This is a genomic window from Rhodoferax sp. GT1R46, assembly GCF_056521285.1.
Window position 1 is genome coordinate 16,466 of sequence record NZ_JBWMBC010000002.1, and the last position, 20,491, is coordinate 36,956.

General features: G+C 57.1%; 16 protein-coding genes. All 16 read right to left on the reverse strand.

Annotated features, from left to right (window positions below):
- The 16 genes from AC097W_RS05455 to AC097W_RS05530 all read right to left on the reverse strand — a co-directional run bounded on the left by AC097W_RS05455 (position 1) and on the right by AC097W_RS05530 (position 20,488).
- Positions 1 to 1,362 carry a phenylacetate--CoA ligase family protein gene (locus tag AC097W_RS05455; protein WP_479601363.1) on the reverse strand — a complete coding sequence of 454 codons (1,362 nt, stop codon included), beginning with the start codon at positions 1,360 to 1,362 and terminating at the stop codon, positions 1 to 3.
- Entirely contained in the window at positions 1,359 to 2,489 is a 1,131-nt protein-coding gene (locus tag AC097W_RS05460) for a glycosyltransferase family 4 protein (protein WP_479601365.1), read from the reverse strand. The genes AC097W_RS05455 and AC097W_RS05460 overlap by 4 nt, the downstream gene beginning before the upstream one ends.
- The gene (locus AC097W_RS05465; protein WP_479601368.1) at positions 2,482 to 3,519 is read right to left on the reverse strand and encodes a transglutaminase domain-containing protein; all 1,038 of its coding nucleotides are present in this window, start codon (positions 3,517 to 3,519) and stop codon (positions 2,482 to 2,484) included. Before AC097W_RS05465 ends, AC097W_RS05460 begins: the two co-directional genes overlap by 8 nt.
- The gene (locus AC097W_RS05470) at positions 3,516 to 4,832 is read right to left on the reverse strand and encodes a nucleotide sugar dehydrogenase (RefSeq protein ID WP_479601371.1); all 1,317 of its coding nucleotides are present in this window, start codon (positions 4,830 to 4,832) and stop codon (positions 3,516 to 3,518) included. Before AC097W_RS05470 ends, AC097W_RS05465 begins: the two co-directional genes overlap by 4 nt.
- Complete coding sequence (locus AC097W_RS05475) at positions 4,829 to 6,043, reverse strand: TIGR03087 family PEP-CTERM/XrtA system glycosyltransferase (protein ID WP_479601373.1); 1,215 nt, start codon at positions 6,041 to 6,043, stop codon at positions 4,829 to 4,831. The genes AC097W_RS05470 and AC097W_RS05475 overlap by 4 nt, the downstream gene beginning before the upstream one ends.
- Positions 6,040 to 7,965: an asparagine synthase (glutamine-hydrolyzing) gene (asnB, locus tag AC097W_RS05480; protein ID WP_479601375.1), complete on the reverse strand. Its 1,926-nt coding sequence runs from the start codon at positions 7,963 to 7,965 to the stop codon at positions 6,040 to 6,042. The genes AC097W_RS05475 and asnB overlap by 4 nt, the downstream gene beginning before the upstream one ends.
- 12 nt (positions 7,966 to 7,977) lie before the next feature.
- Positions 7,978 to 9,189 carry a TIGR04063 family PEP-CTERM/XrtA system glycosyltransferase gene (locus tag AC097W_RS05485; protein WP_479601377.1) on the reverse strand — a complete coding sequence of 404 codons (1,212 nt, stop codon included), beginning with the start codon at positions 9,187 to 9,189 and terminating at the stop codon, positions 7,978 to 7,980.
- Positions 9,186 to 11,096, reverse strand: coding sequence for an XrtA/PEP-CTERM system amidotransferase (locus AC097W_RS05490; protein ID WP_479601379.1), 1,911 nt, complete (start codon positions 11,094 to 11,096; stop codon positions 9,186 to 9,188). Before AC097W_RS05490 ends, AC097W_RS05485 begins: the two co-directional genes overlap by 4 nt.
- A 26-nt stretch (positions 11,097 to 11,122) precedes the next feature.
- The gene (locus AC097W_RS05495) at positions 11,123 to 12,298 is read right to left on the reverse strand and encodes a TIGR03088 family PEP-CTERM/XrtA system glycosyltransferase (RefSeq protein WP_479601381.1); all 1,176 of its coding nucleotides are present in this window, start codon (positions 12,296 to 12,298) and stop codon (positions 11,123 to 11,125) included.
- A 21-nt stretch (positions 12,299 to 12,319) separates the two neighbouring features.
- Positions 12,320 to 13,600 carry a nucleotide sugar dehydrogenase gene (locus tag AC097W_RS05500; RefSeq protein WP_479601384.1) on the reverse strand — a complete coding sequence of 427 codons (1,281 nt, stop codon included), beginning with the start codon at positions 13,598 to 13,600 and terminating at the stop codon, positions 12,320 to 12,322.
- Positions 13,601 to 13,640: 40 nt separating this feature from the next.
- Entirely contained in the window at positions 13,641 to 14,678 is a 1,038-nt protein-coding gene (locus tag AC097W_RS05505) for an NAD-dependent epimerase/dehydratase family protein (RefSeq protein WP_479602061.1), read from the reverse strand.
- Positions 14,678 to 15,796, reverse strand: a complete 1,119-nt coding sequence (gene wecB, locus AC097W_RS05510; protein WP_479601386.1) for a non-hydrolyzing UDP-N-acetylglucosamine 2-epimerase — start codon at positions 15,794 to 15,796, stop codon at positions 14,678 to 14,680. Before wecB ends, AC097W_RS05505 begins: the two co-directional genes overlap by 1 nt.
- A 27-nt stretch (positions 15,797 to 15,823) precedes the next feature.
- Positions 15,824 to 17,386: an exosortase A gene (gene xrtA / locus AC097W_RS05515; protein WP_479601388.1), complete on the reverse strand. Its 1,563-nt coding sequence runs from the start codon at positions 17,384 to 17,386 to the stop codon at positions 15,824 to 15,826.
- Positions 17,387 to 17,488: 102 nt separating this feature from the next.
- A complete protein-coding gene (locus AC097W_RS05520) occupies positions 17,489 to 18,550 on the reverse strand; it encodes a FemAB family XrtA/PEP-CTERM system-associated protein (protein ID WP_479601390.1) in 1,062 nt (353 codons plus the stop codon).
- Positions 18,534 to 19,385, reverse strand: a complete 852-nt coding sequence (locus tag AC097W_RS05525) for an XrtA system polysaccharide deacetylase (RefSeq protein WP_479601392.1) — start codon at positions 19,383 to 19,385, stop codon at positions 18,534 to 18,536. The genes AC097W_RS05520 and AC097W_RS05525 overlap by 17 nt, the downstream gene beginning before the upstream one ends.
- Positions 19,382 to 20,488, reverse strand: coding sequence for an XrtA/PEP-CTERM system-associated ATPase (locus AC097W_RS05530; protein WP_479601394.1), 1,107 nt, complete (start codon positions 20,486 to 20,488; stop codon positions 19,382 to 19,384). Before AC097W_RS05530 ends, AC097W_RS05525 begins: the two co-directional genes overlap by 4 nt.
- Positions 20,489 to 20,491: the final 3 nt, after the last annotated feature.

A 20,491-nucleotide genomic window follows, 5' to 3' on the forward strand; every position in this document is an offset into this window, starting at 1 on the left:
TCAGCCTCGGTTTGAGCCAGCCACATGACTGATGATGTAACGGAATTTGCCAGACTTCTCTGCCGGAATGCTGTCCACTTGCTTAACCTCGATTTGAACCGCTGCGCCTAGCCGCTTCTTGAAGCCATCCACAATCAGCTGAGCAGATGCTGGGCTAAAAGATGCATCAGCCACTAACAGCACGCGCGTGAGCTCAAGACTTTCCTGCACAACTTTGAAAGACTGCATACCCGGCAGGTCGCGCAGAATATAAACGAGCGAGAGGCCGTGCATCACGGTGCCGTCGGCCGCCACCACAAAGTCGGTGGTTCTGCCCTGAATCTCCTTGAGCAAGGGCAAGCCACGACCACACGCACACACACTCGTATCAAGAATCCCAATGTCACCGGTGCGGTATCGGATGAAGGGAAAGTCGTTGGTACCCAGGTGAGTGACAACAATCTCGCCGGCCACCCCGGGGAGCTGCACTTCACCCGCATCATTAATGATTTCGACAATCAAGTCATCAGCGGTTATGTGCATACCGCCTGCTGGGCACTCGTGAGCAATAAACCCTGCATCTCGCCCGCCGTAGCCATTGGCCACCGGGCACCCGAACACCTGAGTGATGATGGCGCGCTGATCATCGTACAGCCGCTCAGAAGTCACGAACGCCACCTTTAGCCCAAGGCCATTCAACGCCACACCGCGCTTTTGCGCATGGCGGGCAATGTGGCTTAACGCAGAGGGGTAGCCAAACAGCATTTTGGGGCGCACCGAACGAATGGTGGCAATGAATTGATCGAGCTTGGCCTCTGACATCTCGAACGCAGGTAGAAGCTGCGTTCGCAGCAACTTGTCGCGCCAGGCTTTGATGTGGTCTTGCTTGCCCAATTCGATGGGTGAACCCCAGACGACGACCTCTGGGTCGCCTATGTCGACACCCCACCATCTGGTGGCACGCCACTTGGCCGCCACGTCGTGACTGACGCGCTTCTTTCCGATGAAGAAGATGAGCGGCTCACCGGATGAGCCGCCAGTGTTGTAGCGAGCAAGGTTTTGGGCCCGCGCATGCTTGAGGGCTTCGGTATTGGCGCGAATGACGGACTTGGTGAGAAACGGCAGGCGCTGCAGGTCGGCCACACTGGTCACCGCGCTTGGATCGAAGCCGGTGGACTGAAACAGCTCTCGATAGTAAGGGACATGTGTGCCCACATCAACCAGCAACTCACGCAGGCGCGCGGATTGGAGCGCGGCACCCTGGTCACCGGGCAACCACTGCGCCTGCTCCATTTGTCGGCGCACTTCAACGCTGTCGTGCCCCTTGAGACGCTCATGCAACGGAAACAACAGCGAAGAGACGAATTCAGTGTATAGACTCATGGCGTGCCGATAGATGTTGGCTGGGCGCCGGTGATGGCCTGGCGGTAAACGTTTGCGAGCAGAGGCGCTACGCGCGCCCAAGTGTAGCGCTGCACTTCAGCCAAACCAGCGTCCGACAACTGGCGCCACAGATCATCACTTTGCAGGATTTTCAGACAGGCTGCCGCCATGGCCTGTGGGTCGGCGGGTGGCACCAGCAGCGCGGTAACACCATCTTGAACGATATAGGGCACGCCACCCACGTTGGTAGTGACGACGGGTACGCCACTGGCTAAGGACTCCAGAACCGAGTTGGGCATGTTGTCGGCAAGGCTGGGATTGAGCACAATGTCTGCGGAGCGGTAGAGTGCCGCCATGGCATCGCGATCAAGACGACCGGCAAACCGCACGACATGGGCCAGACCCAATTCCTCTACCAATTGCTTGAGATAGTTAGCATGCGGGCCACTGCCAGCAATGGTTAGCTGCGCGCTCGGATATTGCGACAGCACGATTTCGAAGGCCCGCACGGCCGTCGCATTGTCGTAAAGCGGCTCCAGATTGCGGGCCACCACCAGGTGGGCGGAACCAGTGCATCTGGCACTGCGGGGATGAAACCGTGCCAGGTTGATGATATTCGGCACGATAGCCGCAGGCATGCCATGGTGTGCAAACACCTCCTGCAAAAATGCAGACGGAACGATAAGCCAGGCAACGCGGCGCATGGAAAATCGCACCAGACCTTGTGAACGGGACAGGAATTGCTCGGCCTCACCACCGCGATAGTTCACTACCACCGGCACACTCCGAAACCGGGCCATCCAGATGGCAGGTACGGCAAAGAGGTGCCAAGCCCAGCCTGAATTCGCCATGAGATGCATGACTTGGGTTTGACCCAGGGTGCGCCAGAGTGACCACAAATAAGGCACTAGCCTGAACACTGCACGCACAGCGGGGATCCGCCCAACCCATTCGGGGCGATAAGGTGCATTGGTTTGGACCAGGGCGACATTGGCCTGTGCAGCGCGCAACAACTCCGTCAACTGACGGGTTTGGTTCGCCATGCCTCCAGCAGGTGGTGGCAGTGGCCCCACAACAACAAGCTTGCCGAACTGACTCAGGTCGAGCTTCTGCGGTAGCTCAGCCATGCAACTGCTTGAGCCCACTTTTGCGACGACGCAACTGCACCCAGCACACCAATGCACTCAATACGCCCAAGGGCACTGTTACCAAAACCACAAACAATTGCCAGCGCAGGCGCCGCAAAGACTCGTGAGCAGCACGATTCTCTGAACTCGACAAAATCACCATCCTGGGCATTACGCCTGCCACGATCCCACCCAACTGCTCCAATGAACGCGACACTTTGCCCGGCTCATGCACTAACCAAGTCCGGTCGTAAGCAAAAACATTGGTGCCGCGCCATCGGTACCATTCCGACAGCCCCCGGCGATAATAGTCCCAAGCCTTTGCCTCAATGGCGAAGCGACGCGCCTCCGCCCCTTCATACAAGGGCCGCATCCGCAAGTCCTTGGACTGCCCCAGCAAAGCGCGGCGAAATTCAAACGCGGACAAAGGCCTGCCATCCTCCAGGACAAAGTAATTGTTAATAAAGATGTCCACCAATTGCCATGCTTGTACTTGCCGGTTCCAGATCTCGACCCAGATGTGGCCATGGCCGCCAAAGCCGTCAAAAGAAAAGGCCCAGGGCCGGGTGGTTATGCCTGCAACATTCGCAAGGCCAATGAACACATCCACAAAATCGCCGCAATAGCCTTCACCGTGCTTAGTGATGCGCCGGTAGGTGTCCAGCAAATCGGACTGGATAGCGCCACCCGTCGGGACCGGAACACCGCCCAGCAAGTGCTTACTGATGGCAAGAACGCGGTCCCAATCGTTGGGCATCGATGCCAAACCCATTTGCTCGACTGCAGTTACAAACTCCGGGTAGGGGTCAGCACGGTCTAGCTTGAACTCTGGCGGGAAACTGGGCGGAGCCCAATCTTGCGCCGCGTCGAACCGATCATCGAGTAGCAAGGCATTGCGCATGCGCACCAACTCGGTCGAACTTGTCATATAGGGCGCGAGCGACAAGGCTGCCAACATCACCAGCGCGAGGCTCAACCAGAGCCCCCTGCGCCATCGCTTTTGTGGGTCAGCGGCCTTGTCGGTGGTCACCAGCAGAGTCCTTCGACCTCGGATTTGAAGTCAGCAACATTCGGTAGGTTGACCAGGTCCAGGAGGTACTGGTCCGGTCGCGCCAGTTCGGCAACTTGCTTGGCGACATCGGCGCCCGACAAACCCATAACCAGCAGTTCAGAACCAGCAATCACTTCAGACAGATCTGCTTTAAGCATTTGACCAATGTGTGGAAGGTGCTTTTCAACAAAGCTGCGGTTGGCGCCCAGCAGGCTGGCCAGGTGGACCTCGGGGTCGTAGATAGACAGCTGCACGCCCTTGCCGATTAACTGCTCAGCCAGAGTTACCAACGGACTTTCCCGCAAGTCGTCAGTACCCGTTTTGAAAGACAGTCCAATGAAGCCAATTTTGCGCTTGCCTCTGGCTAGCAGTTTGCTCAACGCCAGATCCAGATGCTGACGGTTGGACGATAGAATGCCCGCCAGCATGGGCAGCTCCAGATCGTGGGTCTTGGCCAGATAGGTTGTGGCACGTAAATCTTTGGGCAAACAGGAACCGCCAAAGGCAAAACCGGGCTTGAGGTACGCCTTGGAGATGTTGAGCTGGGTGTCCTGGCACATCAGGTCCATCACCTCGAAAGGATCGACGCCCAATGCATCGCACAGGCGGGCGGTCTCGTTGGCGAAAGTAATTTTGAGCGCATGAAAATTATTACAGCTGTATTTCATCATCTCCGCCGAACGCACCGAGGTGGGCAGGAACTTGCAGGGCAAATGGCCGAACAGGGCTTGTAGCCGCTCCACCGGATAGGCGTGGTTGGCCCCTATCACCGTGAATGGTGGCTTGTCGTAGTCGCGTATGGACGAGCCTTCACGCAAAAACTCGGGCTGAAAGCACAGAAAAAAACCCTCACCATCTATCTTGCCAGATGCCTCCTCAATAATGGGGCGTAACACGTCTTCCACGGAGCCCGGCACCAGGGTAGAGCGGAACACCACCACATGCGGAGCTTGCTTTTGGCCGATGGCTTGGCCAATTTCGGCTGCGAGGCGCAGGATGGCGCCCTGGTCTTGGCTGCCATTGGCGGCAGACGGCGTGCCCACGCAGATAAGCGAAATTTCGCTGTCTTGCACGGCCTGCTGGGCATCACTGGTCACGGTGACACGGCCACTGGCGGCAACCTGTGCCATCAGCTCGACCATGCCTTCTTCCACCACCGGCGTTTTGCCGGCCTTGATTAACTCCAGCTTGGCGGGTTCGATGTCGACACCAATCACCTCATGCCCATCGCGCGACAAACAGGCCAGCGAAACGGCGCCGACATAGCCCAAGCCAAAAATACTGATCTTCATGCAACACCTCTTTTTTTATTATCAAAGTTTTTCACCGCCCGGGCAATGATGCCGTCCAGGCGATCCATGGAGCGCGGCCATGCGTGGTGGCTAAGCATGCGCGCCCGCCCAGCTTGGGCGAGCCGCTCGCGCTCTTGCGGGTCTTCGGTAATCCGAAAGATGGCTTGAGCGTATTCCTTCGCTGTATCACCCACCAGAAAATGACTTTCTGCCTGCGCATCCACGCCACCGGCCGCGATGGTGCTGGTAACCACAGGCACGCCCATGGCCATGGCTTCCAGAATCTTGTTTTGTGTGCCACGCGCAATATTAAGCGGCGCCACCATCAGGGCCGACTTTCGAATGAACGGGCGCACGTCGGGTACCGAGCCAGTCACGGTGACGCCGGGCAACTCGCCGAGCCTTCGCATGGCGGGCGACGGGTCAGCCCCGACGATCAGCAGCTTCATTTCGGCGCGGCGCGCCTTGATGAGGGGCCAGACCTGCTCGCAAAAGCGTGACATGCACTCCTGGTTGGGGTAGTAGTCCATGCGACCAATAAAGCTGATGGTGTCTGCGTCGTAGCCCTCGGTGCCAGGGCTGAAGAAGTCGGCGTCGACGCCATTCGGAAACCAGTCGGTGTCGGCACCCGTGCCATAGGCATTGAGCGTTTCCCATTCGGCACGCGTGGTGGCTGTGCACAGGTCAAAACGCCTGGCAAGGCGCTTCTCGGCGGCCAGCATCTTGTAGCCCTCAAAACGATAGCCCAGCGACAACGGAAACGGCTTGTAGTTGGCATATTCCAGCCACTTTTGGGAGTCCATGTCGCCAAAATCCAGAATTTTCGGAACATTGGTCACATGCTCAACATACTGGGCAACGGACGAGCAGTGCACAAAGATCAGGTCCCATGATTGGCTGTCCAATAGTTGTTGAACGCGCGCCTTCAGGTCTGGGGCGTAGAAAAACCCCATGGACGAGGGCGTCCGCACGGGCATGCGCACGACCATACGCAAGGCCTGAATGGGCCCGTGTACATGCCCCATATGAAAGGCGGCGCAATAGGGTGAGATGCCCTGCCCTTCAGCCGCCTCGGCCGCAGAGCGGGCCAGGGAACAGACCGTCACGTTGTGGCCATGGTCCGTGAGGTGGCGGATCATATTAAACGGCCGGATCTTGCCCCCGCGCTTGGGCGGAAAGGGAAAGCGGTGGCACAGGTAGAGAATATTCATGCGATGTAGGTCTTCAACTCAAGGGCTACATCGCCAGGCTCGCGCCCGTCGAGGTAGACGCGACTCCAGATTTCCAGGTTCATCAGGGCCAGCAGGGCATCGGTACCATCGATGCGGTTGGACTCGTGGTCGGCCATGAGGGTGGTCACCACCTCTGGCCGGAACAAGCCTCTTGCACGCACCACTTCAGGCGCCAGCAGTTGGCGCAGCAGAGGGGCCAACTCACGCTTGAGCCAGGCGCCCATGGGGGTGCCGAAGCCGCGTTTTTTGCGGTTCAGGATGTCGTCGGGCAGCATGTCGCCCAACGACTGCTTCAATATGTGTTTGAGGCGACCCCCTTTGACCTTGATGGCACTGGGCATGGCGGCGGCAAGCTCCACCAGATTGTGGTCCAACAAGGGCACGCGGCATTCCAGCGATACCGCCATGCTCATCTTGTCTGTCAGCATGAGCAGGTCATCAGGCAACTGCGTCTCGGCATCCACCGCAAACATGCGGTTGAGTTCGTCTTGATTGCCTGCGCTGGCAAACGCGGTAGCCAATGGATCTTGGTCTGGTGCCACTGACTTCAGCATCAGTTGCGAAACTATGTCAAGCCCCAGCACCTGCAGATAGCTGCGATAGCGGTCATCCGGGTTCATACTGGCACTGGCAACAAAGCCCTTGGCCAGGCGCAAGGTATTCAACAGGCCTGAATGCCGGTCAGCAGGCAGACGTTGTGCGGCTGCAGAGACCATACTTCTCAGCCAGGTTGGCAGCGTATTGAACCGCTTGGCATAGTGGCCGCCCAGATAGCGGCGGTAGCCACCAAACAGCTCATCGCCCCCCACACCAGAGAGGATGACCTTCACGTCCTGCCGTGCAAACTGCGACACCAAGTAGGTGGTGATAAAGGCGGTGTCGGCCAGCGGCTCGTCCATGTGCCAGAGCAGTTGCGGCAACAAGCCGACCACATCGGGCTTGACGACAATCTCACGATGCTGGGTACCAAAGAGCTGGGCCACCTGGCGCGCATAGGGTAACTCGTTGTACAGAGCCTCGGCCTCGCCGCCCTCAAAGCCAATGGAATAGGTGCGAATGGGCTGCTGCGAATGCCGGGCCATGTAGCCCACCACGGCGCTTGAGTCGACGCCACCAGAGAGAAACGCACCAATCGGCACATCGCTGACCATTTGCATGCGCACCGACTCTTCTAACTGGGCACGTACCCCCTCCACCCATTGCTGCTCGGACCAGCCATGCTCAATGCGCGAGGGGAGGCGCCAGTAGCGCCACTCGCGAACGTTGCCATCTTCTACGGCAAGCAGCGTGGCGGGCGGTAGTTTGCGGATACCTTTGAAGATACAGCCGGGAGCGGCCACGTACCCCAGATGCAGGTAACTGGCGACAACGCTGTGATCAAGTACAGGCTTTACGCCCGGGAGCGCCAGCAGCGCCTTGGCCTCGGTTGCAAAGGCCAGACGCTGGCCGTCTTGCAGCACGTAAAGCGGCTTGACGCCAATGCGATCTCGGCCAATGAGAAGGCGGCGACGGCGTGCGTCCCACAAGGCGAAGTCGAACATGCCATTGAGGCGGTGCACAAACTCATCGCCTTCGGCATCGTAGAGATGAAGCAACACCTCGCTGTCAGAACCCGTCTTGAAGTGGTAGCCCTTCGCCTGCAATTCGACGCGCAATTCGCGGTAGTTGTAGATCTCGCCATTGCAGACCAGCCAGAGGCTGCCATCGTGGTTAGACAAGGGTTGATGGCCGCCCGCGAGATCAATGATGGACAGGCGACGCATGGCGATGCCGCAGGCACCGTCGATATGCATGCCCTCGTCGTCCGGCCCCCGGTGCCGGGTAACGTTCCCCATGGCGGACAGTAGGCTGGGCTCAACTGCCTGACCGTCCAACCTGTAAATACCATGAATACCACACACGATGGATGTACCTCAGGCTCGGATTGTTTGGGGCTGATAGCGGGCCAACGCCCGCTCGTACACCCCGCTGTAGCGGGCCACACTGGACGTCCAGGTACGCTCGACTTCCACAAAACGGCGCGCTTGCAGACGTATTTCCGGCCAGCGCTCGCGCTGACCCAGTACGTCTTCCAACGCCGTCTCGAGCGCCGAAACGTCGCCCGCCTTGAACAGAAAACCCGTTTCGCCATGGCGCACCAACTCACGATGACCACCCACATCGGAGGCAACGAACATGCGGCCCTGGGCCATGGCTTCAAGTGGCTTCAGCGGCGTGACCAACTCGGTCAGCCGGATCGGCAAGCGGGGATAGGCCAACACGTCAATAAGCTCGTAGTAGCGTTGTACCTGATGGTGTGGCACACGGCCGGTAAAGATGACGCGATCTTGCATGCCATCAGCCGCGACCTTGGCGCGCAGCGCGGCATCCTGCGGGCCACCGCCGACCATCAGCACGCGCAGATTGGGATGCCGCGGAAGCATGCGGCGTGCCGCCTCCAGCAACAAGTCCAACCCCTCGTAACCATAGAAGGATCCGGCAAAACCCAGCACCATGGCGCCGTCCAGGCCCAGTGTGTGACGCAGCTGCGCATCAGGTTCAACGCCGAACTTGAACACCGAGGCATCGACTGCATTGGGAATCACGGTGATACGGTCTGACGCAATCCCACGCGCTGCGATATCGCCCCGCAACCCTTCACAAATCGTAGTAATCTGGTCGGCGCGGGCCAGTGCAAACGATTCCAGCGCGCGCGAGGTGCGGTAGCGCAGGCTGCCTTCGGTGGTCGTGCCGTGATCCACCGCTGCGTCCTCCCAGGAGGCACGCATCTCATACACCACGGGCAGACGCTGCTGGCGCCCCACCCACAAGCTGGGAAAAGCATTGAGAACCGGTGAATGGGCGTGAATCAGGTCTGGCTTGGTGACACGCACAACCTCGGCCAGTCGTTTGGCTGTCAGTCGCATCTGCATCAACAAGCCTGTGCCGGGTGGGCTGGGTGTACGGTAGAAATGCCAGCCATCCACCTCCTCTTCGGGCACGCTGCAATTGATTTGCTTGGGGCTGGTGAGATGAAATGTTTCCCACCCGAGCTTGCGTTGCTCCCGCAAAATGGACAAGGTGCGAAAGGTGTAACCGCTGTGGAGCGGAATGGAATGATCGAGAACGTGGAGTATGCGCGTCATGCGGGCTCCCCCGCTTCCATGACATTGCGCAGAAAAGCCTCAAACATCAGTAGCGTCCAGATCGAGGCACTATAGTCACGCGCACCAGTGTTATGGGCGTCGATCAGATGCTCAAGATAGTTCCGATTGAACCAACCGGTGGCAGCCAGGCGCGGCCCCAACAAGGCATCGCGTACGCGCTGTTTAAGCGGGCCGCGGAACCAGCGCGCCAAGGGTACCGAAAACCCCATCTTGGGCCGATAGAGCACATCGTTGGGCAAGTAAGGCTCCATCGATTTCTTGAAGATGTATTTGCCTTCCTGCCCTTTGATCTTGTGGCTGGTGGGCAGGGTGGCGAGCCAATCGATCAACTCATGGTCCATTAGCGGCTCGCGTACTTCGAGCGAATGGGCCATGCTGGCGCGGTCTACCTTGGTATTGATGTCGCCCACCAAGTAGGTTTTGTAATCGAGGTATTGGATCAGTGCCAGGGAATCATCTGTGCCGGCGTTGGCAGCATGGCGGTTGAAGACTTCCTGAGCGTTATAGCCGGCCAGTTCGGTCTTGAAGCGGTCGCTGAACAAGGATTCGCGCATGGGGCCGCGCAGAATGGACACCGAGCTGAAATACGCCTCCACCGAACTGCGTGCCAACCCCTCAAACGTGGTCTTGGCGCGAAACATACGCGGCGCCCAGTCTGCCTTGGGGTAGAGCTTGCCCAAGACACCAAAGAGCGGCCGGCGCAGGCCCAGTGGTAAAGCGGAGCGCATGCGGTCTTCCATCAAATGCATACGGTAGCGGCGGTAGCCGCCAAGGGACTCATCGCCGCCATCTCCGGAGAGTGCCACGGTGACGTGCTTGCGCGCGAGTTGGCAAACACGGTAGGTTGGTATGGCGGAACTGTCGGCATAAGGCTCGTCGTAAAGGCGGGCCAAAGTGTCGATCAAATCGAAGTCGTCGCTCTTGACGGTATCAACGCGGTGGTTGGTGTGGTAGCGGTCGGCCACCATCTTCGCAAATTCGGACTCATTGAAGGCAGGGTCGTCAAAGGCCATGGAGCAGGTGTTTACCGGTTCGCTTGACAAGCCTGCCATGACGGCCACGACTGCGCTGCTGTCGACGCCGCCCGATAGAAATGCCCCCAGCGGAACTTCTGCAATCATACGCAGACGCACCGATTCCTTCAGACGCTCAACCAGCTCGGCTTGCGCATCGAGCTCAGAAATAGGGTTGTCAAGGCTAAAGCGTACATCCCAATACGCCACAGGCTCAGGGATTGGTTGGCCACGCCGAATAGTGAGTGTGTGGGCTGGGGATAGCTTGCGAGCTTGTTTGAAAATGGTGCGCGGCTCGGCCACATAACCAAACGCAAAATACTCCTCTACAGCCAGGGGATCAATATCACGCTTGAGGCCGCCATGCGCCATGACCGATTTGAGTTCGGAGCCAAACAGCAGAGTACCGTCGTCCAGCAGCGCGTAATACATGGGCTTGACGCCCATGCGGTCGCGCGCCATGAAGAAGGTTTGTTCATTGCGGTCCCACAAAGCAAAAGCAAACATGCCGCGAAAGCGCTTGACACAGTCTGCGCCCCACGACTCCCACGCGTGAACAATTACCTCGGTATCACTCTTGGTATGAAACACATGACCCAACTCCTGCAACTCGGGGATGAGTTCCAGGTAGTTGTAGATTTCGCCATTGAACACAACCACCACCGAGCCGTCTTCGTTAAAAAGCGGCTGTTGGCCAGTCGCGATGTCGATGATGGACAAGCGCCTGTGGCCCAGGCCTACGCCAAGCTCGATATGCAGGCTGCCTTCGTCAGGGCCGCGATGCAACTGTGAGTCATTCATGCGCTGAAGCACTGCGCGGCTTATGTCGGGGCGCGTGCCACGTGTGTCAAAAATTCCGGTGATTCCGCACATGGTGTGTCTTTATAGAAGAAGCTGTTTCAGCCCTTGGGCTGAGGGCCGCCAACGCGGCGAAGCTGATCGTCGTAAACCCGCTGGTAAGTGGCAACCATGGCCTGCATACTAAAGCGCGCCAATACGCGCTGGCGGCCAGCTAGACCCATGCGCTTGGCAACGCCCGGATCGGTAGCCAGTTGCACAAGGCACCGTGCCAAAGCACCAGGATCAGAGGCGGGCACGATAAAGCCAGTTTCACCATCGACCACCAGATCAGCACTACCCCCAACGCGCGTAGCGATAACGGGCAGAGCCGTGGCCATTGCTTCTAGAATGGTGTTGGAAATGCCTTCGGCAAGCGAAGGTAAAGCAAAGCAGTGGAGCCCACGCATGACATCGGGAATGTCGTGACGCTCGCCGGGCAACCAAGCCAAGCCGGCCACACCCGCCCCATCCAGAATCGTTTGTACCTGGGTACGCAGCGGCCCGTCGCCCACGATCACCAGGCGCATGCTGGCTTTGAGCGCGGGTGCCAACTGCAACGCCAATACAAAAGCCTGTGCCAACAGCGTTTGGTGCTTAACGGGTTGCATGCGCCCTACCGTGCCCACCAGCCAATGCTCTACAGGGTTGAACGGGCAACCTGCTATCGGCTGAACACCGGCCTCTGTGGGTGTGAAACGGGCAGTGTCAACGCCGTTGCACGCCTCGGTGATGCGTGGCAGTGGCACATGCACCTTACAAACCAGATAGTCGGCCAAGTCGCGCGAAAGAGCCAAGTAGTGCTGAACAAAGGGCTTATAGAAACGGCGGATGCGCTGATAGGTGACGTTGCTGCCATCCAGGTCGCCCATATCGCGCCCATGCTCGCCATGAATGCGCACCGGCACACCTGCGAGCCACGCTGGCAATTGAACTTCAAGTGCAGCGAGATTGCGGCTATGCACAATGGCCGGTCGCAGCTGGCGGAACATTTTGTACAGCTTCGGAAACTGCCAGAAGCCCTGCCCAGGTGGCTTGTGCAAGGCAATGAATTCGACGTCGCGGCGCGTGATACGTCGTTTGAAATCGGTCACATCGGTCAGCGCCAAAACAACATGCCGATAGGCGCTAGCAGGCATGTTGTTGATGAGGTTAACCACGCCGTTTTCCAGGCCACCGGTGTCGAAGCGGTACATCACATGCACAACTACGGGGCGGGTGTCAGGCGGCGCGGTCAAGACCAAAAACCATGAGCAGCACTACAGGCGCCAGAGCTTGTAGCCCGCACCAGTAATGGCAGACTGATCAAACGCCGCCTTCACATCGATGAACGCCCCACCCTTGACCAGCTTCTTGCCAAAGTCTTCCACTGACAACAATGCGTACTCGTTATGGGCCACCGCGGCCACAATAGCGTCAGCGCGGGGCAGGTCATCCCAAGTATGCAGCTTGACACCGTATTCGTGCATGGCCTCGTCAGCTTCCGCCTGGGGGTCAGTCACAAATACTTCAACACCATAGGTATTGAGTTCATGAATAATGTCAATCACCTTGGAGTTGCGCAGATCGCCACAATTCTCCTTGAAGGTAAGCCCCAGCACGTTGACCTTGGCTCCCTTGATGTAGCTTCCCGACGCAATCATGTGCTTGATGGTTTGCTCGGCAATGAACTTGCCCATGCTGTCGTTGATGCGCCGACCGGCCAGAATAACCTGCGGGTGGTACCCAATCATGTCGGCTTTGTGAGTCAAGTAGTACGGGTCCACACCAATGCAGTGACCACCCACTAACCCGGGCTTGAACTTCAGGAAGTTCCACTTGGTACCGGCGGCTTCCAAAACTTCAGTGGTATCGATATCGAGCTTGTCAAAAATGATCGCCAACTCGTTCATGAGCGCGATATTGAGATCACGCTGGGTGTTTTCAATGACTTTAGCGGCTTCTGCAGCTTTGATGCTCGACGCGCGGTGCACGCCTGGCACGATGATTTTTTCATACAACTGCGCCACACGTTCCAGCGTGTCCGGGGTGTCGCCAGAAACGATCTTAAGAATCTTGGTCAGAGTGTGCTCTTTGTCGCCAGGATTGATGCGTTCGGGCGAGTAGCCGACATAAAAGTCCTGCTTCCACTTGAGGCCCGATTCGCGCTCAAGCACCGGGATACACACCTCTTCAGTAGCGCCAGGATACACAGTGGATTCGTACACCACAGTCACCCCTTTTTTCATGTGGCGGCCGACGCTGGTGCTGGAGCCGATGAGGGGCCTGAAGTCAGGAATGTGCGCGTTATCCACCGGCGTAGGCACTGCCACAATGATGATGTCGGCTTCAGCCAGCAATGCAGGGTCTGACGTGTAAACGGCTAACGTGGCGGCGGACATCTGCTCGTCTGCCAACTCACGGGAGGGGTCAACACCCCGCAGACACGAGTCGACCTTGGACTGAGAGATATCGAACCCAATGGTTTTGACCTGCTTGCCAAACTCCACCACCAACGGCAAACCAACATAGCCCAGACCGATAACAGCAACTACGCTCATACATTGACCTCCCTATCCAAATATTTAATACGATTGTGCCTTACGACAAAAGCCTTTCGACATACCAATCCATGGCCTCTACGACCCCATCTCGAATGCGGTGGCTTGGCTCGTAACCCAACAGAGTGCGCGCCTTGGAAATATCGGCTAACGAGTGCCGTACGTCGCCCGCACGAAAGTCCCGATACACCGGGCAGTAACCCTTCAGGTGCGGAAACTGCGGCTCCAGCTTTGCACGCATGGCTTCGAACAATTCGTTGAGAGTGGTTCGGTCACCCACCGCAATGTTGTAGATCTGATTGGTGGCCTCTTCTGATTCCACGGTAGCAGCCAGCAAATTGGCCTGAACGGCATTGGCGATGTAACAAAAATCACGACTGGTCTCGCCATCACCGTTGATCCACACCGGCTCATTTTTAATCATGGCGGCTGCCCATTTAGGTACCACCGCAGCATAGGCGCCATTGGGGTCCTGTCGGGGACCAAAGATATTGAAGTACCGCAGTCCAATGCACTTGAAACCATAAGCCCGGGCAAATACATCGGCGTATTGCTCGTTCACGAGTTTGGTTACCGCATAGGGAGACAGCGGTTTACCAATGCGATCTTCCAACTTGGGCAGACCTGGATGGTCGCCATAAGTGGAGCTGGACGCAGCGTACACAAAGCGGGTAACCTTGGCATCACGGGCGGCAACCAGCATGTTCAAAAACCCGCCAATATTGGTGGCATTGGTGGTTATGGGGTCATCCAGAGAACGGGGCACACTGCCTAGGGCCGCCTGGTGCAGAACGTATTCAGCTCCCGCGCAAGCCTTGCGGCTGTCATCAAGGTTGCGAATGTCCCCCTCTAGGAAGCTGAAGCGAGCCCATTGCTCAGGAGCGACGGCTGCCTCAACCTGGTCAAGATTGGCGCGATGGCCGGTGGCAAAGTTGTCCAAGCCAACCACTGTCTGGTTCAGTTTGAGCAAGGCTTCGAGCAGGTTGCTGCCAATGAAACCCGCCACACCGGTAATTAGCCAGTTATGTGGCTCCACGAGCAGCCGGGCCTGAAGGCGATCAAACGGTGATTGAGCCATCATGACAGCCATTTCCACAGGTCGGCGGCAATGCGTTCACCGGCATGGCCATCCCAGAGTTCGGGCACGCGGCCTTTTTTCCCCCGTCCGCCAAGAATGTCGGCAACCGCATCCAGAATGGCTTTTTTGTCACGACCCACCAGCGTGTTGGTGCCCTGCGAAATGGTGATGGGGCGCTCGGTATTTTCGCGCAGCGTGAGGCACGGTACGCCCAGCGCAGTGGTTTCTTCCTGCAGGCCGCCCGAATCGGTAAGCATCAGGGTTGCTCCAGCCATCAAACCCAGCATTTCAAGATAGCCCTGAGGTGGCAAGAGCACCATCCGCTGGGGATTGATCAGCTTCATCAAGCCAAAGCGCTCGATGTTGGCCCGCGTGCGTGGGTGCAAAGCAAAGACCAAGGAAACTTGCGCGGCAACTCCGCCAAGCACAGCCAATAAGTCCGACAGGGTTTGTGCATCATCAACATTGGATGGACGGTGCAAAGTAACCACCCCGTAGCCATTGTTGCCATCCAGCATGGCGGGATCCATGGCATGGTTGATCAATGTTTGGTGTGCGTCAACCGCCTTGGATTTACTGTCCAGCAAGGAATCGATCATGACGTTACCAACGAAACAGACGCGCTCTTCGGCTATGCCTTCACGGGCCAGGTTGTCGGCCGCGCTGCGCTCGGTGATGTACAGGCGGTCTGAGATTTGGTCCGTGAGTATGCGGTTGATTTCTTCGGGCATGGCCCGATCGTTGCTGCGCAGGCCGGATTCAACATGGGCTACCGGGATACCTTTTTTGGTAGCCACCAACGCGCAAGCCAAGGTGGAATTGACATCACCCACAACCAGAACACAGGAGGGCTGATGGGTGTCGACCACTGGCTCGAAGCGACGCATAACCTCTGCAGTCTGGACTGCGTGTGTGGCCGAGCCGACCTCCAGATTTATATCGGGATGGGGTAGGCGAAGATCTTCGAACAGGCGGTCGCTCATGTCACGATCGTAGTGCTGCCCTGTGTGGACAAGCAGCATGGGGATGGGCGGCACGTGCAAAGCCATAGCACGAAGAATAGGTGCCATTTTCATAAAATTGGGTCGCGCGCCGACGATGCAAATGACAGGTCTCATGCTTTTCTTTATTCCACGATGAATCAACTATTTGACTTTAGCATTGCGCAACAGCGCCTCGATGACTGATGTGTTGGCCTGCATAAATGCAGCCAAGGTCGCCTCGCCCAGTCCATCATCCCCCTTGGGTGCATAGACAATAATGACGGCGGAGTCGTCACCCCGTCCCAGCAAACTGTTCAGGGCCGTGTAGGCTTTGGCCAAAATGTCGCTGGATGTCAGAGTGCCGTTGATCCAGTAGATGTGCCAAACTGTGAGGCGCTCGTCTACTACTTGTCCGGAGTGTGCTGATTTACGCAACTCGGCCGTCCGCACTGCGATGCTTCTGTCAGGCAGATCCACTACGCGGCTGCCGCCGAGTAACGGTGTCCACTGGGTATCATTCGTCTTTGCGAGAGCGTTTTCTGAACTGACGAGTTTGCGGTGAGGTCCTTGGTGGTGATAGAAAGCCAGGTACAGCCCGACGGACTGATCGCCCAATGTGTATCCCGTCTGGAATTGAGCCGACGGATTTTGAAACGCCGGCTGCCAACCCAAACCCGGCGCAACCGAGGCAGTCCAACCCTGCGACAAAGTTTGCGGCACAGCCAGTTGCGGAGTGGCGGTAGTGCTATCCGACTGGTCTATGACTCGAAGGGCAACACGGGGTAAGACCAGGATCACAAGTAGCAGGGTTGCTAACAAACCATACTTAATGGGCGAAATGGAAGGCGACGCCGCGGGTACCTTGGCATTGACTGCTGTGATCTCGGGTTCGGGTTCAGACCAGCGAGAACCGATCATAAACATCAGCAGGATGACAACACCAAAGAAAACCCATCCATAAATCAGGTGATCTACCCCCGCGGCGAGCTTGTTGCCGGAAAGGTGCCCCAACAGCACAATCAGATACGCACGCAACCAGTTGGCAACGATCGGAACAACCAGGGAGACTGCGATAAAAACGACCCTTCTGCTCGTGGACTGGTAGTTCAGATACGCGAACAAAGTACCCACGGTCAGCGAGGCAATGAGGTAGCGCACACCGCTACACGCTTCTACAACTGACCAGTTGCCCGAAGGGATAACAAACTGCAAGCCCTCTCGAAACACGGGTATGCCGGATAGGCGCAGCGCCAGCACCGTGAAATCGGCCGTCCACACCATCAGTTGCGGCATCGCGAACTCGCCAATAGGAACGGCGAAGAACAGGAACGCCAGCGGGAAAGCAATCGCGCGGGCTACTGACACGCCCAGTAAGGCAGGAACCAGCAGGACAACCATGCTGACAAAGGCTATCTGCATCACGGCATCAATGGCCGCCAGATCGCCCAACAACCAAGCGAACGCTGCGCCTGTTAGCAGTAGAAAACCCACAGCACTGGGTTTGGGCGTGAGATGTCTCAGCGCCTGCCGCTGTCGCCAAATCAGCCAGACAACAATGGGGGGAACAACAAACCCATGAGTAAAAGTTTCAGATCGGCTCCAGATCAAGACTATTGCTTTGGCTGTGTCAAAGTAAAGGAACCCAAGACAGGTCAGAAACAACAGAAACACAGGGGAGACGAACCGCCATTGGTGACTTGAAGGAGTACTAAGGGAGGTGTTCATGGCGCATTGTGCTGATTTGATGTGACGATCAATACGACCCGCTCGACCCGTTCAAACAGATCAGTCGACGCACCAGGAAAAGCAGATTACCCATTGCTGCAACTAGCCCAGATTTCGCACAACAAATGGCCCCAGCCAGTTGGCTAGGGGCAAGGGCATGCGTCGCCACATGCTGATCATGAGTTTGTACTTGGCGTTGTTGGGGTTGTTTTGCGGAATGGAGTCTCGCTTGTACAGGCAGTATTCGTAATGCAGCGGCTTGGGCTCGAAGCCCCAATTTTTCTTGAACGCATAGGGCCCGGTGCCCTGCTTGCTGCGCCCATAGTCAAAAACCTTGAGGCCTCGGGAACAGGCACGGCGCATGAGTTCCCAGTACTTGAAATCATTGGCCGCAAGGTCGCGAGCAGCCTCATCGTCGCCCGCATAGTAGGGGAGGACTTCGTCACGAAAATAGAAGCTCAATACGCTACTCAAGGGGCGACCATCGGATGTGGTGATGGTCAGTACTTCACAGTCCGCACCAAACTCCTCCTGAAGTGCCTTGAAGTATTTTTTGGGCATAGCTGGTGTGCCATGGCGGTGAACGTTGTCTGCGAAAAGTGCAAAAAAACGGTTCACGTTCCCATCAATATGGCTCACAAGTCCATTCTTGATACCCTTGCGCACCATGGCCCGTTGCTTGCGCGGAATGGCCAGCATATTGGCCTCTTCTTCAGCCAGGATTTCTTTACGGAAGGTGACATAAAGATCCTGCGTAGGCCAGTCGGTGTGGCGAGAGTTGACATTGCGTAGCTCGAGGTGTGCAACATCCAGCCGCTTCGCAATTTGCTGCGCCTCTTGCTCCAGCGCGTCCGCCGCCTCCGCATTGATTGCGGCAACGCCGCCATACACAGCAAACGGCAACCCCGTCAGTGACGTGCCAAAAAGCCAACTGTTGATATGCCCCAAGGGCAACACGCCCTGGATGCATCCGTCAACCATGGCGTAAAGAAAATAAGTGTCGTGCTTGTATATATTGCGCACGATGTTCTGCCAGCCAGCACGGTGGAAAAACGTGGCGGTCGGGCAACCCATTACAAACGCGTCCCATAACGCAGCATTCACGCTGTCATGGGGATCCAATCGTCTAATTGACAGCCCCTGCAGGCTAGGAAAGTCGGACATCGTGGGCCAGTTTATCCAAGAAGGTTTGATCCATGCGACCCCACTTGAAGTCTTGCAGCAATTGATTCAAACGCCCTTCCATACGGTCAATGTTGACGTAATGGCGGAAGCGGGTTTTTTGGCTTATACCTTCAATGCGGGGCTGCTCGGTGTCAATTTCCCAAGGGTGAAAATAGAAAATTCCCGATTGCTGGTCACCCGTATTCACGCGATTCAGCATCCAGCGCGAAAGTGCATAGGGCAACAGACGAAAGTAACCGCCGCCACTGGATGGAAAGTTACGACCAAAAGCCCGCAGGGTTGTGATGGGTATCTCTAGCAGGCCCGGACGCACTTCGTAGGAAAAACGGGGCGAGTCTGGCATGCCATAGTGGTCATGGGCAATGGGGTAAATGCTGGAACTGTAGCGATACCCGGCGCGTAAAAGGCAATCAAAGGCCCAGAGGTTGTTGGACCCTATTGAGAAGCTGGGCGCACGGTAGCCTTTGACCTCTTGCCCAGTAATATCTTCCAGGATAACTTTGGCAAGCTGAATGTCGGTAAAAAACGCTTCTTCGGTCTGCTCGCTCGCGCGTTCATGACCGTAACCGTGGCTGGCAATCTCGTGTCCTTGCACCGCAATTTGCCTGACCAAGCCCGGGTAACGTTCTGCAATCCAGCCCAGTGTAAAAAAAGTAGCCTTGGTGTTGTGGCGTTCAAGCATCTCCAGAATGACCTCCACATTGTGCTGCACCCGACACTCACGCGTATTCCACTCGGAACGAGCGATGTGCGGAGCAAACGCAGACACCTGAAAGTAGTCTTCCACGTCGATGGTCAACGCGTTAGTAATCATGGATCGGACTGCGGCGGCGGCTTGGCAATAGCTGAAACAAGCTTTTGTAACATGACAAGCACTTCGAGGTTGATGCGTTCCAGACGCAACACACTTTTCTCGAGGCGGCGCATTCGGCCATCGTATTGTTCGGCTCCCAGCCCTCGAATCTGACTGGTGATACTTTCCGCCACACCGGGCGCCAAGTGCAGCTTGGTGAGGTCGATATCCACATCACCGCCTGCTGTCAAGCTGGGGAAAACCGAGTCCTCCCATGGGGCACTGTCGCGAGTCGACGCGGTAGCTGCTACGGCGGACTCGCCCTGTATTTCATTGACCACTTCGTTGACGTCGCCACTGCCAAAGGCATCTTTGCTTCCCAAAAAGCCCAGCAGCAACAATCGATCACAAATCAGGTTGATGCGCCGCGGTATTCCGCCGGAAGCCTTGAAGATTGCCTCGTAGGCAGCGCTGTCGAAAGAAGGGCGCCCGTTTGACCCGACACAATGCAGGCGATGCTCAATGTAGCCTTGAGTTTCTTCAAGGTCCATTGGGCCCAAATGGCAAGTGGCAGTGACGCGTTGGCGGAGCTGCTGCATAGACGGACTTTGCAAAATCGCCCGAAACTCGGGCTGCCCCACCAGAAAAGTTTGCAGCAACGCTTGTTGGCCGTACTGAAAATTGGACAGCATGCGCAACTCTTCCACAGCCCGCGGGGTCAGATTTTGAGCTTCGTCCACAATCAGCAGGCAGCGCTTGCCCTGACTGGCCTGACTCACCAAAAACGCCTCCAGCGAGAGCAGTACATCGGCTTTGGAAAGGTCTTTGACACGGACCCCAAACGCGGCCCCGACCAGGCGCAAAGTATCCTCTGCATCAAGCTGGGTGGTAACAAGGTTGGCCGCCAGCACCTTGTCGCGATCAAGGCTAGCCAGCAGGCCCCTTACCAGGGTCGTCTTTCCCGCGCCGACCTCTCCAGTGATAACAATGAAACCTTCGTTTCTTTGCACACCGTATTCGAGGTAGGCACGCGCACGCTTGTGCTGCTTGCTCCCGAAATAAAAGCTAGGATCCGGATTGAGCTGAAAGGGCTTTCCGCTCAAGCCATAAAAAGCTTCATACATGGG